We start from the raw sequence: 15,010 nt of genomic DNA, 5'->3' as shown, positions 1-15,010 counted from the left end.
CTCTGGTCAGGCGGTCCCGATGCGCCTATCTCGGATGCGATGCCGCGCCGCCTGACCAAGACCGAGGCCAACCTCTCCGGCCAGCCCACGCAAGGGGCGCGGGTGATCCGCAAGGTCGCGCCCTACCTGTGGCCGCCGGGCGAGGGGTGGGTGAAGCGGCGGGTGGTGATCGCCCTCGCCATGCTGCTCCTCGCCAAGCTGATCGCGGTGGCGACCCCGCTCCTCTACAAGTGGGCGGTCGACACGCTGGCGCCGACGGACGAGACCGAGGCGATGGCGCTGGCCATCGGCGCGATCGGGCTGACCGTCGCCTACGGCATGGCGCGGCTGATGAACGTCGGCTTCCAGCAGCTGCGCGACGCGGTCTTCACGCGCGTCGGGCAGCGGGCGCTGCGGACCATCGCGCGCCAGACGTTCGAGCACATCCACCGCCTGTCCCTGCGCTACCACATCACCCGCAAGACCGGGGGCCTCAGCCGCATCATCGAACGGGGTGTGAAGGGCGTCGACTTCCTGCTGCGGTTCCTGCTGTTCTCCATCGGGCCGCTGGCCCTCGAGCTGCTGCTCATCATGGCGGTGCTCTTCTTCCTGTTCGACGTCTGGTACCTCGTTGTCGTGATGGCGACGATCGCGCTTTATGTCGGCTTCACGTTCAAGGTCACCGAGTGGCGGGTGAAGATCCGCAAGGTGATGAACGACCAGGACACCGACGCGAACCAGAAGGCGATCGACAGCCTGCTGAACTTCGAGACGGTGAAGTACTTCGGCGCCGAGGCGCGGGAGGCGGGTCGCTACGACCGGGCGATGGCGAACTACGAGGAGGCGGCGGTGCGCACGTCCTACTCGCTCGCCTTCCTGAACTTCGGGCAGTCCCTGATCATCACCGCCGGCCTCGTCGTCGTCATGGTGATGGCCGCGATGGGCGTGCAGTCCGGCGCGCTGACCGTCGGCGACTTCGTCATGGTCAACGCCTACATGATCCAGATCACCATGCCGCTGAACTTCCTCGGCACCGTCTACCGCGAGATCCGGCAGGCGCTGATCGACATGGGCGACATGTTCGACCTGCTGGAGCAGCCGGCGGAGGTTCAGGACCGGCCGGGGGCGAAGCCGCTGGTCGTGTCGGGGGGCGAGATCGTGCTCGACCGGGTGGAGTTCGGCTACGACCCCGAGCGGCCGATCCTGGCGGGCGTGTCGCTGACCGTGCCGGCGGGGAAGACGGTGGCCATCGTCGGCTCCTCGGGGTCCGGCAAGTCGACCATCGGCCGGTTGTTGTTCCGGTTCTACGACGTGACCGGCGGAGCCCTCCGGATCGACGGGCAGGACGTGCGGGACGTGACGCAGGATTCGCTGCACGAGGCGATCGGCGTGGTGCCGCAGGACACCGTCCTGTTCAACGACACGATCCGCTACAACATCGGCTACGGCCGCGAGGGCGCGAGCGAGGACGAGATTGTGGCGGCGGCGAAGGCGGCGTCGATCCACGACTTCGTCAGCCAGCTGCCGCAGGGCTACGACACCCAGGTCGGCGAGCGCGGGCTGAAGCTGTCGGGGGGAGAGAAGCAGCGCGTCGGCATCGCCCGCACGCTGGTGAAGGACCCGCCGATCCTGCTGCTGGACGAGGCGACGAGCGCGCTCGACACCGACACCGAGCGCGAGATCCAGGCCGAGCTGAAGGCGATGGGGCGCGGCCGCACGGTCATCACCATCGCGCACCGGCTGTCGACAATCGCGGACGCCGACCGGATCGTGGTGCTGGAGAAGGGCGAGATCGTCGAGAGCGGGACGCACGACGAGCTGCTGGCGCATGCGGGGCGGTATGCGCAGCTGTGGCACCGGCAGGAGGCGGAGGAGGACGGCGACGACGCGGCGGTGGCGGCGGAGTAGGGCTTTTGCAGCGGGGATGAGGCTTCGGCGCTCGATCGCGCGAGGCCCCGGATCAGGTCCGGGGCGGGTGGTCCTCGCACCAGCGGCTCACAACTAGTTTGGAAGCTGGCCCGCCACGGAACTCCGCTCGATCGACCATGGCCCGCAGGGTTGTGCAATGCCCGCCCCGGACCTGATCCGGGGCCCCGCGCGGCAAAAGCTCGCGTCCGCGGCTCTCCGAAACAGAAGGATCCCGATGGACTACCCCGTCACCCCCGACGGCCGCTACTTCGTCGCCCGCGGGCGGCTCTGGCGGTGCACCGATCCGTCCCTGCCGGAGGATGAGCGGCAGGCGGCGGTGCGCGAGCTGATGAGCGCGCGGCGGGCGGTGCGGGACGCGAAGAGCGAGGCCGAGACGAAAGCCGCCCGCGCCCGGGTCGACGCGGCGAAGCGGCGGCTGGGCGAGCGGGGGCCGGTCTGGTGGAGCGACGGCGCCGCCGACGAAGGCGGCAGGGCGCCGAAGAATTCATCCTACGCCGACTGGTGGGACACGCTGGGAGAGGCGGGCCGCGCGCCCGGCATGGACAAGGGGCGCCCGCGGGACTAGGTGCCGGGCCGGCGACCCGTCGGGCCGCGCCCTCCACCCCCGCCAGCCAGACGGTATCTTCATGCTTCGCACCGCGCTCGTCCTCGCCCTCCTGTCCGCCGTCGGCCCGTTCGCGATCGACCTCTACCTGCCCGCCCTGCCGGCCATCGCCGAGGGGTTGGGCGCCGACGTCGCGGCGATCCAGGGCACGCTGACGGCCTATTTCCTGGCCTTCGGGGTGGCGCAGCTGGTCTACGGGCCGCTGGCCGACCAGCTGGGACGCAAGCCGCCGATCTATATCGGCCTCGCGATCTTTGCCGTCGGCTCGTTCGCGGCCGCGATGGCGCCGACGGCGGGCTGGCTGTCGGCGGCGCGGTTCGTGCAGGGGCTGGGCGGCGCCGCGATCATGGTGGTGCCGCGGGCGATCATCCGCGACATGCACACCGGCGCGCAGGCGACGAAGATGATGGCGATGGTGATGCTCGTCATCTCGGTCTCGCCGATGCTGGCGCCGCTGGCGGGGGCGGGGCTGCTGACGCTCGGCGACTGGCGGCTGATCTTCTGGGTGCTGCTGGCGGCGGCGCTGGTCTGCCTGGTCATCGCCAAGGTGGCGCAGCCCGAAACGCTGCCGCCCGAGCGGCGGGTGCGGGTGAACCTGCGCTCCATGGGGCGGGGCTTCCGGGTGCTGCTGACCGACCGGACGTTCATGGGGCTGACCCTGATCGGCGGCTTCGGCATGGCGAGCTTCTTCGTCTTCCTCGCCTCGGCCAGTTTCGTCTATGTCGAGCAGTTCGGCCTGTCGCCGACCGGCTTCTCGCTGGCCTTCGCGGTGAACGCCGTCGGTTTCTTCGGGGCGAGCCAGGCGGCGGGGCCGCTGGGGGCGCGGTTCGGCATGGTGCCGGTGATGCGGCTGGCGGTGGTCGGCTTCGCCTTCTTCACCTCGGCGCTGTTCCTGCTGGTGCTGGCGGGCTTCGGCACGCTGCCGGTGATCATCGCGATGCTGTTCCTCGGCAACGCCTGCCTCGGCCTCGTGATCCCGACGACGATGGTGATGGCGCTGGACCCACACGGGCAGATCGCGGGCCTCGCCTCGTCCCTCGGTGGTACGCTGCAGATGGTGGCGGGCGGCGCGATGATCGTGGCGACGGGGCCGTTCTTCGACGGCACCGCGCTGCCGATGGTCGCCGCGATCGCGGTCTGCGGGCTGGGGGCGCTGGCGCTGTCGCTGCTGACGCTGCCGCGGGTGGTGGAGACGGCCCCGGCGGTGTGAAAGCTTCCTTCGGATGCCCGCCCCGGGCCTGACCCGGGGCCTCCGGCAAGATAGCGCGGGGTCCCGGGTCAAGCCCGGGACGGGTGAACTTCAGGACCCAAGACCCCGCCCGGACTCAGCCGCGCAAGCGGCCCGGGCAGCGTCTGGCCGCCCCCCGGCCAGACGCTTCCTCGCCACCTGGTCGTCGTTTCGGGGGGCGTCCGGGGCGGCGGGATAAAGCGCAGGTCCGGAGGCGTCGGAGCGTCTGACCGCGGCCCGACGCCGCCCTTCCGTCATGCCAGGCTTTCGTCCATGTAAACGCGCCGCCTCGGCCGCCCCCGGCTACTCCGCCGCCAGCGGCCGCGCCGGGCGCACGGGCGCCGGCGGCGCCTCTTCCGTCCACACCACGTCGCCGATCTTCGCCCGCCGCGCCTCGCGGTTCAGCGCCCAGTCGCGGGCGGCCGTGCTGCCGCGGCCGAACGACAGGCGCGCCAGCAGGCGGCCGATCCAGCGGACGTATGTCGTCACCCAGATGCGCAGCGCCAGCATCGCCGGCGTGAAGACCAGCGTCAGCACCGTCGCCACGCCGAGGCCGAAGACAACGGCCGTCGCCAGCTGCTTCCAGAACGCCGCCGTGGGGCTGTCGATGGAGTAGCCGCCGGCGAAGAAGTCGAGGCTGAGGCCCAGCATCATCGGGGTAAGGCCCGCGATGGTCGTGATCGTGGTCAGGATCACCGGACGGATGCGCGCCTCGGCGGTGCGGGTCACCGCCTCGGTCCGCGGCATGTACTGGGCGTATTCCTGATAGGTGTCGATCAGCACGATGTTGTTGTTCACCACGATCCCGGCGAGCGCGACGATCCCGGTCCCGGTCATGATGATGCCGAACGACTGGTCCATCACCAGCATCCCGATGAGCACGCCGGCCGTGGAGAGGATCACGGCGAGCAGCACCAGCACCGCGTTGTAGAACGAGTTGAACTGCGCCAGCAGGATGATGAACATCAGCCCCAGCGCGCCCGCGAAGGCCGAGACGAGGAAGGCCTGGCTCTCGGCCTGGTCGGCGAAATCGCCGGTCCACTGGTAGCTGACCCCATCGGGCAGGGCGCCGGACTCCAGCCATTCGGTCAGCACCTCGATCCGCTCGTTCGCGGTGACGGGGACGCGGACGAGATCGCCGGCCGCGACCGCCTCGGCGATGGCGGGATCGGCGTCGGCCTCGGCGGCGGTCAGGATCCTGCTCTCGCCCGTCGCCGGATCGTCGAAGCGCAGCAGGTCGGGAAAGACGTCCGCCTTCACGTCGAAGTACCGCTCCTGCCCGATCCGGTCGATCTGGGCGAGGCGCGGCACCGGTTGGCGGGTGATGAAGTTGGACAGCGGGATCAGGCCCTGCGCCGTGCGCACCTTCAGCGTGTCTAGCGTCGACAGGACCCGGTCCTCTTCCGGCAGGCGGACGCGGATCTCGATCTCCTCGTCCGAGGAGGGGACGCGCATGGTGTCGAGCAGGATGCCGCGGGTGACGAGCTGCACCATCGCGCCCACCGTCGCCACGTCGGCGCCGTAGCGGCCGGCGGCTTCGACGTCGACGTCGATCTGCCAGTCGATGCCGGGCAGGGGGCGGCTGTCCTCGACCAGCGTCAGGCCGGGCGTCGCCTCGAACTCGGCCCGCGCGGCGGCGGTCGCCGCGACCAGCGTGTCCCAGTCGTCGCCGCTGAGGCGCAGGTGGATCGGCTTGGCCGCGCCGGGACCCATCGCGAGGTTCAGGATCTCGGTCCGGATGCCCGGCAGCTCGTCCAGACGCGCCTGGATGTCGGCGAGGATCAGGTCGCCGTCCATCAGCGCGGGGTCGATGTCGTTCGCCGCCGCGAACTCCGGCCGGTCGTCCCACGGCACCAGCTCGATCTGCAGCTGGCCGACGGAATCGCGGGGGGACGAGGCGCCGGCGGTGTTGGCGTTCAGCCCGCCCTCGCCAGCGAAGGCGAAGACCGACTGCACGCCGGGCGTCGCGAGGACGATCGCCTCGGCCTGCGCCACCAGCGCGTCCTTCTCGGCGAGGCTGAGGTTGCCGCGCGCCTGCACGTAGACGATCGCCTGCTCGGGCTCGGTCGGGGCGAAGAACTCCACCCCGTTATTGTGCTGGCCGTAATAGCCGAACACCGACACGACGAAGAAGCCCACGGCGCCGATGGTGACCAGCGGCATGACCGGGTTGCCGGCGATCAGGTGGATGAAGCGCCCGAAGAGCGTCCGGCGATAGCCGGCGCGGATCCGCCGGGCCCGCCGCTCGATCTTCGCCGCGCCGACGGTGACGGAGAGGAGCGCACAGCCGAGCAGGAACAGCGCGATCCCGGGCAGCGAGTCCGACAAACCCGTCGTCTGCACCGCCACCCCCGACAGGTAGCCCGGGTTCAGCGCCAGCATGGCGCCGATCCACGTGACCGCACCGGCCGGCAGCACCAGCAGCGCCCGCACCCACCACGGCAGCGCCCGCTTCAGCGCCTCGGACATCCGCCCGAGAGAGCGGCTCATCCGGCCGGTGACGCCGCCCATGACAGGCAGGTAGATCAGCGCCACGATGAGCGAGGCGCACAGCACGAAGATCAGCGTGACCGGCAGCATCCCCATGAACTCGCCCGCGACGCCGGGCCAGAACAGCATCGGCAGGAACGCGCACAGCGTCGTCGCGGTGGACGACACCACGGGCCAGAACATCCGCTTGGCCGCCTCGGTATAGGCGGACATCGGCCCCACGCCCTCGGCGATGCGGGTGTCGGCGTATTCCACGACCACGATGGCCCCGTCGACCAGCATCCCCACGGCGAGGATCAGGCCGAACATCACGATGTTGCTGATCGTGATGTCCATCACCGCCAGCAGCGCGAAGCACAGCAGGAATGAGGTCGGGATCGCGAACCCGACCAGCAGCGCCGGCCGGATGCCGAGCGCGGCGAGGACCACGATCATCACCAGCGCGATGGCGGTCAGCACCGCGCCCTCCAGCTGGCTGACCATCGAGGCGACGTTGCGGCTCTGGTCGTTCGAGGTGCCGACGGTGATCGCGTCGCGCAACTCGGGCGGCCAGCCCGCCACCTCCTCGTCCACCGCCGCGCGGATCTCGGCGGCGGTGTCGATCACGTTGAAGCCGCGCCGCTTCACCACCTGCAGCGCGACCGTCGTCTCGCCGTTGTAGCGGGCGGTGGAGTCGCGGTCCTGGAAGGTGAGGTTGATGGTGGAGAGGTCGCCCAGCGTGATCACCCGGTCGCCGTCGGTCTTGACCGGCAGGCCGTACACGTCGCGCGGATCGTCGAAGGACGAGGGGATCTTGATCGCGAAGGCGCCCTGTTCTGTCTCGACCGTGCCGGCGGCGATCAGCAGGTTGTTCTGGGTGACGACGTTGATCAGCTCGCCCGCGGTGACGTTGTAGGATTCCAGCTTCAGGGGGTCGATCACCACCTCGAGCATCTCGTCCCGCTGGCCGGTCAGCTGCGCCTTGAGGACGGAATCGATGCCCTCCAGCCGGTCCTGCAGGTCCTGCGCCACCTGGATCAGCGTCCGCTCGGGCAGCTGGCCGGTCAGGTTGACGATGATGATCGGGAATTCGCTGAAGTTGATCTCGTTGATCGTGTACTGGTCGGCGCCCGACGGGAACTGCGCCTCGGCCGCGTTCATCGCGTCGCGGACGTCGGCCATGACCTGCGCCTCGTCCCAGCCGAACTCGAACTCCAGCGCGACGCCGGCATAGCCCTCGGCCGCGGTGGCGGTCATCGTCTTGAGGTTGTCCAGGTCGGCGAGCTCGGTCTCCATCGGGCGGACCAGCAGCTGCTCGGCGTCCTCGGCCGAGATGCCGGGGAAGGGGACCGAGACGAAGAGGGCGGGGATCTCGATGTCCGGCTCCCCCTCCTTGGGGAGCGAGACGTAGGCGTAGCCGCCGGCGAGCAGGGACAGCGCGATGAAGGCGAGGATCATCCGCGCCCGGGACGCGGCCCAGTCGACGACGCCGGTCACTCGGCCGCCTCCCGCCAGGTCGGGTCGACCGCCACGCCTTCGACGACGTATTCCTGACCGACGACGATCACGTCCACTTGCTCCGGCAGGTCACCGACCCATACGCCGTCCACCGTATCACGGATCAGCGTCACCGGCAGGAACTGCACCCGGCTGTCCGCGCCCACCGCCCGGATGCCGAGCTGGCCCTCGTCGTCCAGCGTCAGCGCCGACTGCGGCAGCAGGTGCGCCTCGCGCCCCTCCGCTTCCACCAGGATCTCCGCCGTCTCGCCGTCGCGGATGGACATGTCCGCGTTCGGCACGGTCACTTCGAGGCGGAAGGTGCGCGTCGTCTCGTCGGACGATCGGGACAGGAACGTGACCTCGCCCGCCACCTCGCGGCCCGAGGCGAGCCGCGCGCCGGCGCGGGCGCCGGTCTCGATGCGCGCGACCTCCAGCTCGGGGACGAAGCCGACGAGCTTGATCGGGTCGAGCTGGATGATCGTCGCGCAGGCGCCGCCGGGCTGCAGCAGGGCGCCCAGCTCCGCGGTATCGCTCTCCAGCAGGCCCGAGAAGGGGGCGGTGATCGTCAGGCGGTCGATCTCGGCCTCGGCCGAGGCGAGTGCGGCCTCGGCGGACTGGATGCCGGCGCGCACGCCCTCGACGGCGGCGATGGCGCCCTCGATCCCGGCCTCTGCCGAGCTGATCTGGCTCTCGATCCCGTCGATCGCGGCCTCGGCGGCGGTGACGCCGGCCTGCGCGCTCTCGAACGCGGCCTCGGCGTTGGCGACCTGGGTGTCGGCGGCATAGCCGCCCTCGGACAGGCGCCGCTGGGCGTTGAGGTTGATCTCGGCCTCGCGCAGCCGCGCCTGCGCCTCGGCGACGCGGGCCGCGCCCTCGCTGCGGCGGGCCGTCGCCTCGGCCAGTGCGGCGCGGGCGGCGGGGATGCGCGCCTCGGCCTCGGGCAGGCGGGCCTGCGCCTCGGTCAGTCGGGCCTGCGCCTCCAGCAGCGCGCTGTCCCGTGTGCCGGGGTCGAGAACGCACAGCGTCTCGCCGGCCTCCACGAACGCGCCCTTGCGCAGCGGGTCGGACACGACCTGTCCCGACGTCTCGGAGCGGACCTCGACCTGCCGCGCCGCCTCGGTCCGGCCGCGCAGCACGACGGCGCTGTCCACCGGTTGCGCCTGCGAGGTGATCGCGACGACGCGGATCGCCCCGGCCTCGGCGCCGTCCTCCTCCGGCGCCTCCGACGCCGCGGCGGCCATCGCGGCGGGCGCCTCGGGGCCTGTCTCGGCCCCGCCCGCTGCGCCCGGTCGGCCCACCAGCTCCCACAGGCGGTCGCGCTCGATCACGAGAAGGTAGAGAAAGCCGCTCACGAGGATCGCGATGAGGATCGGCAGGATACGCATGGCGTCTCTCGTCGTCGGGCCGCGGCTTTCCCCGGGGCAGCGCGGGATTGGCCGCTATATAGTGGGGCTGTCCTGAACTCTCCAGTTCAGGAAGGCGATTCCGGGGCGGCGCCGGAAAATCCGTTTCGCTGTTGCAGCATCTGCACGGATTTCCGGCGCCGGTGGCGGTCTTGGCAGCCAATGACGCGCGCTATAAGGAGGGCCGGACCGGCGGCGGGGACGACATGACGAACCAGAACGACAGCTTCATCGACGAGGTGACCGAGGAGGTCCGCCGCGACCGGCTGTACTTCTACCTGCGCCGCTACGGCTGGATCGCCGTCCTCGTCGTGCTGGTGCTCGTGGGCGGCGCCGCCTGGACCGAATGGCAGGCCTCGCGCGAGCGGGCGGCGGCCGAGGCGCTGGGCGACGAGATACTGGCCGCCCTGCAGGCGAACGAGTCGGCCGACCGGGCGCTCGCGCTGGACGGCGTGCAGGCGGACGGCGGCGCGCGGGCGGTCGCGGTGATGCTGCAGGCCGCCGAAGCGCAGCAGGCGGGCGAGACCGAGGCGGCCGTCGCCGCCCTGCAGTCGGTGGCGAGCGACGGCGACGTGCCGGCGCTGTACCGCGACCTCGCGGCGCTCAAGGCGCTGATGGCCGGCGCCGACATCATCCCCGCGGAGGAGCGCCGCGCCGGGCTCGAGGCGCTGGCGGCCCCCGGGTCGGCCTTCGCCCTTCTCGCGGCCGAGCAGTTGGCCCTTCTCGACCTGGCCGAGGGCGACACGGACGCCGCGCTGGCCCGGCTGCAAGCCATCGCCGAGGACGCGGCGGCCGGCCAAGGCTTGCGCGAGCGGGTCCAAGGCCTGATTGTGGCGCTCGGCGGGGAGATCGCGCCCGAGGACGCGGCGGACGCGGCGTCCCCGGAGGGCGAGGCGGCGGCGCCGGCGGAGTGAGACGCGGCGGACGGATGAACGAGGGACGGGGCTGACGTGACATCGAGAGCTTTGAGCGCCCTCGCGGCCCTGGTCCTGCTGGGCGGCTGCGGCTGGTTCGGCCCGCCCGACGTGGTCCTGCCCGGCCCGCGGCAGGACATCCGGCCCGAGGCGGCGACGTCCAACGTCGCGCGCCCCATCGCCCTGCCGGCGGCCCAGGTGAACGCCTCCTGGCCGCAACGCGGCGGCTCGCCCGCGCACCGGATCGGCAACCTCGCCCTGTCGCCGGCCCCGACGCTCGCCTTCGCGACCGGAATCGGCCAGGGCGACACCCGCGGCGCGCGGATCACCGCCGACCCGGTCGTCGCGAACGGCGTCGTCTACACGCTCGACGCCTCGGCCATCGTCTCGGCGGTCTCGGCCACCACCGGGCAGCTGCTGTGGCAGCGGGACGTCTCGCCCTACAGCGACCGCCCGGGCGAGGGGTCGGGCGGCGGCCTCGCCCTCGCCGGCGGGCGGCTCTACGTCACCACCGGCTTCGGCCGGCTGAGCGCGCTCGACGCCGCGACCGGCGGCGAGGCGTGGGTGCAGGACCTGAACGCGCCCGGCGGCGCCTCGCCCACCGTGGCGGGCGACCTCGTCTTCGTCGTCGCCCGCGACGCCCGCGCCTGGGCGATCGAGACGTCAACCGGCCGCGTCCGCTACATCCTGCGCTCGGCCACCACCGGCCCCAGCTTCGCCGGCGGCGCCGGCGTCGCGGTCGAGGGGGACACGGCGGTCGTGCCGTTTTCCAGCGGCGAAATCGTCGGCCTCTACCCCGAGGGCGGCACCCGCCGCTGGACCACCAACATCGGCGGCGACCGGCCCGGCTTCGCCGCCGCGCTCGCGGCCAGCGACATCGCGACGGATCCGGTCATCGTCGGCGACACCGTCTATCTCGGCAACGTCTCGGGCCGCGTCGTCGCCCTCGGCCTGTCGGATGGCGAGCGGCGCTGGACCGCGACGGACGGCGCGACCTCGACTCCCGTCGTCGCGGGCGGGGCGCTGTTCTTCGTCAACGACATCGGCGAGCTGGTGCGCCTCGACGCCGCGACGGGCGAGTCGGTCTGGCGCGTGCCCTTGCCCCTGTTCGAGGAGGACCGCCCGCGCCGCCAGCACACCCGCTGGGTCCATCTCGGCCCAATCCTCGCCGGCGGGCGCCTGATCGTCGCCTCGTCCGACGGCACGCTGCGCCAGTTCGACCCGGTGAACGGCAACCTCGTCGGCGCGGTGCCGCTGCCCGGCGGCGCGGCGTCGCACCCGGTGGTCGCAGGCGGCGTCCTGTACGTCGTCAGCTCGGCCGGCCAGCTCCTCGCCTACCGCTGAGGCTTTCGGACCGCGCCGAGTTGGTGTATCGGGCGCGCTTCCCGTATCCCGGAAGGCCGGTCCCATGTCGTTCACCCTCGCCATCGTCGGCCGGCCCAACGTCGGCAAGTCGACGTTGTTCAACCGCCTCGTCGGCAAGCGGCTGGCGCTGGTCGACGACCAGCCGGGCGTGACCCGCGACCTGCGCGAGGGCGACGCGCGCCTGGGGCCGCTGCGGTTCACCGTCATCGACACCGCTGGGCTTGAGGAGGCGACGGACGAGAGCCTGCAAGGCCGCATGCGCCGCCTGACCGAGCGCGCGGTCGGCATGGCCGACGCCTGCCTGTTCCTGATCGACGCCCGCGCCGGCGTCCTGCCCGCCGACGAGGTCTGCGCCGACATCCTGCGGCGCCGGAACGCCCACGTCATCCTCGGCGCCAACAAGGCCGAAGGCCGCGCGGGCGAGAGCGGCCTGCTCGACGCCTACGCCCTCGGCCTCGGCGAGCCGGTCGCCCTGTCGGCCGAGCACGGCGAGGGGCTGGACGAGCTGCTGGATGTCCTGACGCCGCTGGTCGAGGCAGCCGAGGCCAGGGCGGCCGCCGACGCGCCCGAGACCGACGTCGACGTGGCCGAGGAGGACGAGGACGGCCCGCGCGTCCCCACCGTCGACCGGCCGCTGCAGATCGCCGTCATCGGCCGGCCGAACGCCGGCAAGTCCACCCTGATCAACAAGATCCTCGGCGAGGAGCGGCTGCTGACCGGCCCCGAGGCCGGCATCACCCGCGACGCGATCTCGCTGTCGCTCGACTGGGCCGGCACGCCGGTGCGCATCTGGGACACCGCCGGCATGCGCAAGAAGGCCAAGATCGACGACAAGCTGGAGAAGCTGTCGGTCTCGGACGGCCTGCGCGCCGTGCGCTTCGCCGAGGTGGTCGTGGTGCTGCTGGACGCCGCGATCCCGTTCGAGCAGCAGGATCTGCGCATCGCCGACTTCGCCGAGCGCGAGGGGCGGGCGGTGGTCGTCGCGGTGAACAAGTGGGACCTCGAGGACGAGAAGCAGGACAAGCTGAAGGCGCTGAAGGACGGGTTCGAGCGCCTGCTGCCGCAGCTGCGAGGCGCGCCGCTGGTGACGGTGTCGGCGAAGACCGGCCGCGGCCTCGACCGGCTGCACGCCGCGATCCTGTCGGCCTACGACGTCTGGAACCGCCGCATCTCCACCGGGCAGCTGAACCGCTGGCTGGGCGGCATGCTCGAGGCGCACCCGCCGCCGGCCCCGGGCGGGCGGCGGATCCGCATGCGCTACATGACCCAGGTGAAGACCCGGCCGCCGGGCTTCGTCGTCATGACCTCGCATCCGGAGTCGGTGCCGGAAAGCTACGTCCGCTACCTCGTGAACGGCCTGCGCGCCGATTTCGACATGCCGGGCACGCCGATCCGCCTGCACCTGCGCGGGCAGGGCGACAAGAACCCCTGGCGCGAGAAGGCGGCCAAGCGCCACACGCCCTCGCGGTTGCGCAAGCACCTCTGACGGGGGACGCCGGACGGCGCTCGGCCTTCGGCCATCGCCCCGCCCGCCGTCCCGTTGGAGGGGCGCTTGCCGCTTGCGTCGATCGGGGAGGGGACGGCGGCGACACTGCTTGGGAAGCGGTTCAGGGGCAGGTGTGCCCCTGAACGCGCCTCGTCCAGTGTGGTGTGAGTCGGCGAAGCCTCAAGGATTCCCGGCTGCGCCGGCGCCTTCGGCGTCCTTGACCCTTCGCCGACTCACGGCAGGGCGCGGGATCGCGTCGTCGCGCGGGCGGCGATGAGGAGGAGCGCGGCGCCGGCGACGGCGGCGACGAGCGGCAGGGCGGGCAGGTTCGCGACAACGATCCCGAGCAGCGCCCAGCCGACGGCGAGGCCGTAGGTCCATTCCGCGGTCCGGCTCTGCACCGCCCAGGCCACGAGGGCGGCGAGCGCGATCGAGAAGTAGGCCCAGAGCAGCTGGTCGCCGAACCCGTAGCCGGCAGCGGTGGAGGCGAGCGAGACGAAGCTCGCCGCCGTCAGCCAGCCGGCGTAGAGGCCGACCGGCGCGCGCAGCAGCCAGCGGTCTCGGACCGGCGCCCGGAGCAGTGCCGCGATCGCGGCGGCAGCCATGAGGAAGATCGTGACCGTCGCCCAGATCGCGCTCGCGTTCGCGATGGCGAGCCAGGGGACTCCGATCGCCAGCGAGAGGACCAGCGGCGTCCGGGCTGCCTGCCAGTCGGCGTCGGCGCGCCGCGCCCACAGGCCGAAGGCGGCGGACACGATCAGCCAGGCGTAGATCACGCCCCAGATCGAGAACGCCCAGCCGGCGGGCTGCACCGGCGGGTCGACCTGCGGCACCGGCAGCTGGTCGGCGCGGAAGCCGGAGAATGGGTCCGTCACCAGCGGCGCGGCGGCGAAGAGGATGGCGAGGAGGAGTGTGAGAACGGCCTGCATGTTCGTCCTACGCGCGAGGGCCGGCGGCGGTTCAGGCCGCGCGGCGGGCGGGGCGGGAAAAACCCGCCTTCGCGGCGGTGCAGGGGGCGGCGACGCAGGGCGCCGCCGCGGGCGGAGGATCCTGCGGACGGCGGGTCGTCCGCCGGAGGGGGCGGACCGGCTCCGCGCCGGCGCCCGCTGCGTCAGCCGCGGCCGCGGCGGCGGCTCGTGCGCCGGGCCGGCGCGCCGTCCTCGTCGCCGGTGCCGTCCGAGGCGGAGGAGAAGGCGCCGAGCCGTGCCACGATCTCGTCCAGCGTCGGGCGGTCGCCGCGGGGGCGCGTCTCCAGCGCCTCGCGCATGTGGCGCAGGTGCTCGGGCGTGGTGCCGCAGCAGCCGCCGATGATCGTGGCGCCGGAGTCGCGGGCCATCACGGCGTAGTCGGCCATCAGTTCTGGCGTGCCGTCGTAGTGGATGTGGCCGTCCTTGTATTTCGGGATGCCGGCGTTGCCCTTGGCGATCAGCGGCTGCTCCGGCCCCGCGGCGGCGAAGCCGAGGACGGTGCGCAGCAGATCCGACGCGCCGGTGCCGCAGTTGGCGCCGAATGCGACGGGCGGGTTCGGCAGCTTGCCGACCATCTTGACCATGTCGGCCGAGGTCAGGCCCATCATCGTGCGGCCCGCGGTGTCGAAGCTCATCGTGCCGCACCAGGGCATGTCCGCCAGCGCGAACGCCTCGGCCGCGGCCCGGTACTCCTCGGGCGCGCTGATCGTCTCGAGCCACAGGACGTCGGCGCCGCCGGCCTTCAGCGCCTCGGCCTGTTCGTGGAACATCTCGACCGCGCTCTCGTGGGTGAGGCTGCCCATCGGCGCCATGATCTCGCCGGTCGGGCCGACCGAGCCGGCGACGACGATCGGGTGGCCGGCCCTGTCCGCGACCTCGCGGCCGATCTCGGCGGCGGCGCGGTTCAGCTCGCCCACGCGATCCTGCGCCTGGTGCAGCTTCAGCCGCGAGGCGTTGCCGCCGAAGGTGTTGGTGAGGAACAGGTCGCTGCCGGCGTCGACGGCGCCCTGGTAGAGCGCGCGGATCCGGTCGGGATGCTCTGTCGTCCACAGCTCCGGCGCGTCGCCGGATTCCAGACCCATGTTGAATAGGGTGGTGCCGGTCGCGCCGTCGGCGAGGAGCCAGTCGCGATCCTGGAGGAGGCGGCTCAGGGCGTCGGTCATTC

The 15,010-nt window shown here is 72.2% G+C and carries 10 protein-coding genes; 6 read left to right on the top strand and 4 right to left on the bottom strand.

The features are described 5' to 3' along the window. Positions 1–39: 39 nt before the first annotated feature. The 3 genes from A37W_RS0113060 to A37W_RS0113050 all read left to right on the top strand — a co-directional run bounded on the left by A37W_RS0113060 (position 40) and on the right by A37W_RS0113050 (position 3,722). Positions 40–1,887: an ABCB family ABC transporter ATP-binding protein/permease gene (locus A37W_RS0113060; RefSeq protein WP_018303480.1), complete on the top strand. Its 1,848-nt coding sequence runs from the start codon at positions 40–42 to the stop codon at positions 1,885–1,887. A 235-nt stretch (positions 1,888–2,122) separates the two neighbouring features. After that, on the top strand, positions 2,123–2,473 hold the full coding sequence (locus tag A37W_RS0113055) for a hypothetical protein (protein WP_018303479.1): 351 nt from the start codon (positions 2,123–2,125) through the stop codon (positions 2,471–2,473). 61 nt (positions 2,474–2,534) lie between these two features. After that, complete coding sequence (locus A37W_RS0113050) at positions 2,535–3,722, top strand: multidrug effflux MFS transporter (protein ID WP_018303478.1); 1,188 nt, start codon at positions 2,535–2,537, stop codon at positions 3,720–3,722. Between the two features lie 321 nt (positions 3,723–4,043). Here A37W_RS0113050 and A37W_RS0113045 read toward each other — a convergent pair whose 3' ends face one another. Both A37W_RS0113045 and A37W_RS0113040 read right to left on the bottom strand, forming a co-directional pair. After that, positions 4,044–7,706 (bottom strand): efflux RND transporter permease subunit, encoded by a 3,663-nt coding sequence (locus tag A37W_RS0113045; protein ID WP_018303477.1) that lies wholly within the window; start codon positions 7,704–7,706, stop codon positions 4,044–4,046. Further along, positions 7,703–9,094, bottom strand: coding sequence for an efflux RND transporter periplasmic adaptor subunit (locus A37W_RS0113040; RefSeq protein ID WP_018303476.1), 1,392 nt, complete (start codon positions 9,092–9,094; stop codon positions 7,703–7,705). The genes A37W_RS0113045 and A37W_RS0113040 overlap by 4 nt, the downstream gene beginning before the upstream one ends. 224 nt (positions 9,095–9,318) lie before the next feature. On the opposite strand from A37W_RS0113040, the gene A37W_RS0113035 reads away from it, so the two are divergent. From A37W_RS0113035 to der, 3 genes are all read left to right on the top strand, one after another. Then, the gene (locus A37W_RS0113035) at positions 9,319–10,026 is read left to right on the top strand and encodes a hypothetical protein (RefSeq protein WP_040754032.1); all 708 of its coding nucleotides are present in this window, start codon (positions 9,319–9,321) and stop codon (positions 10,024–10,026) included. A gap of 51 nt (positions 10,027–10,077) precedes the next feature. Beyond that, positions 10,078–11,370, top strand: a complete 1,293-nt coding sequence (locus A37W_RS0113030) for a PQQ-like beta-propeller repeat protein (RefSeq protein ID WP_018303474.1) — start codon at positions 10,078–10,080, stop codon at positions 11,368–11,370. A gap of 64 nt (positions 11,371–11,434) precedes the next feature. Continuing rightward, complete coding sequence (der, locus tag A37W_RS0113025) at positions 11,435–12,877, top strand: ribosome biogenesis GTPase Der (RefSeq protein WP_018303473.1); 1,443 nt, start codon at positions 11,435–11,437, stop codon at positions 12,875–12,877. A gap of 233 nt (positions 12,878–13,110) precedes the next feature. Here the strand turns inward: der and A37W_RS21900 are convergent, their stop codons facing one another. Both A37W_RS21900 and bmt read right to left on the bottom strand, forming a co-directional pair. Next, positions 13,111–13,806 (bottom strand): TspO-related membrane protein, encoded by a 696-nt coding sequence (locus A37W_RS21900; protein WP_018303472.1) that lies wholly within the window; start codon positions 13,804–13,806, stop codon positions 13,111–13,113. Between the two features lie 182 nt (positions 13,807–13,988). Beyond that, entirely contained in the window at positions 13,989–15,008 is a 1,020-nt protein-coding gene (bmt, locus tag A37W_RS0113015) for a betaine--homocysteine S-methyltransferase (protein ID WP_018303471.1), read from the bottom strand. Positions 15,009–15,010 lie beyond the last annotated feature (2 nt).

The organism is Wenxinia marina DSM 24838, from assembly GCF_000379485.1.
GTDB classification, from domain to species: Bacteria; Pseudomonadota; Alphaproteobacteria; order Rhodobacterales; family Rhodobacteraceae; genus Wenxinia; species Wenxinia marina.
This window is presented reverse-complemented; position numbering and strand designations above follow the sequence as displayed.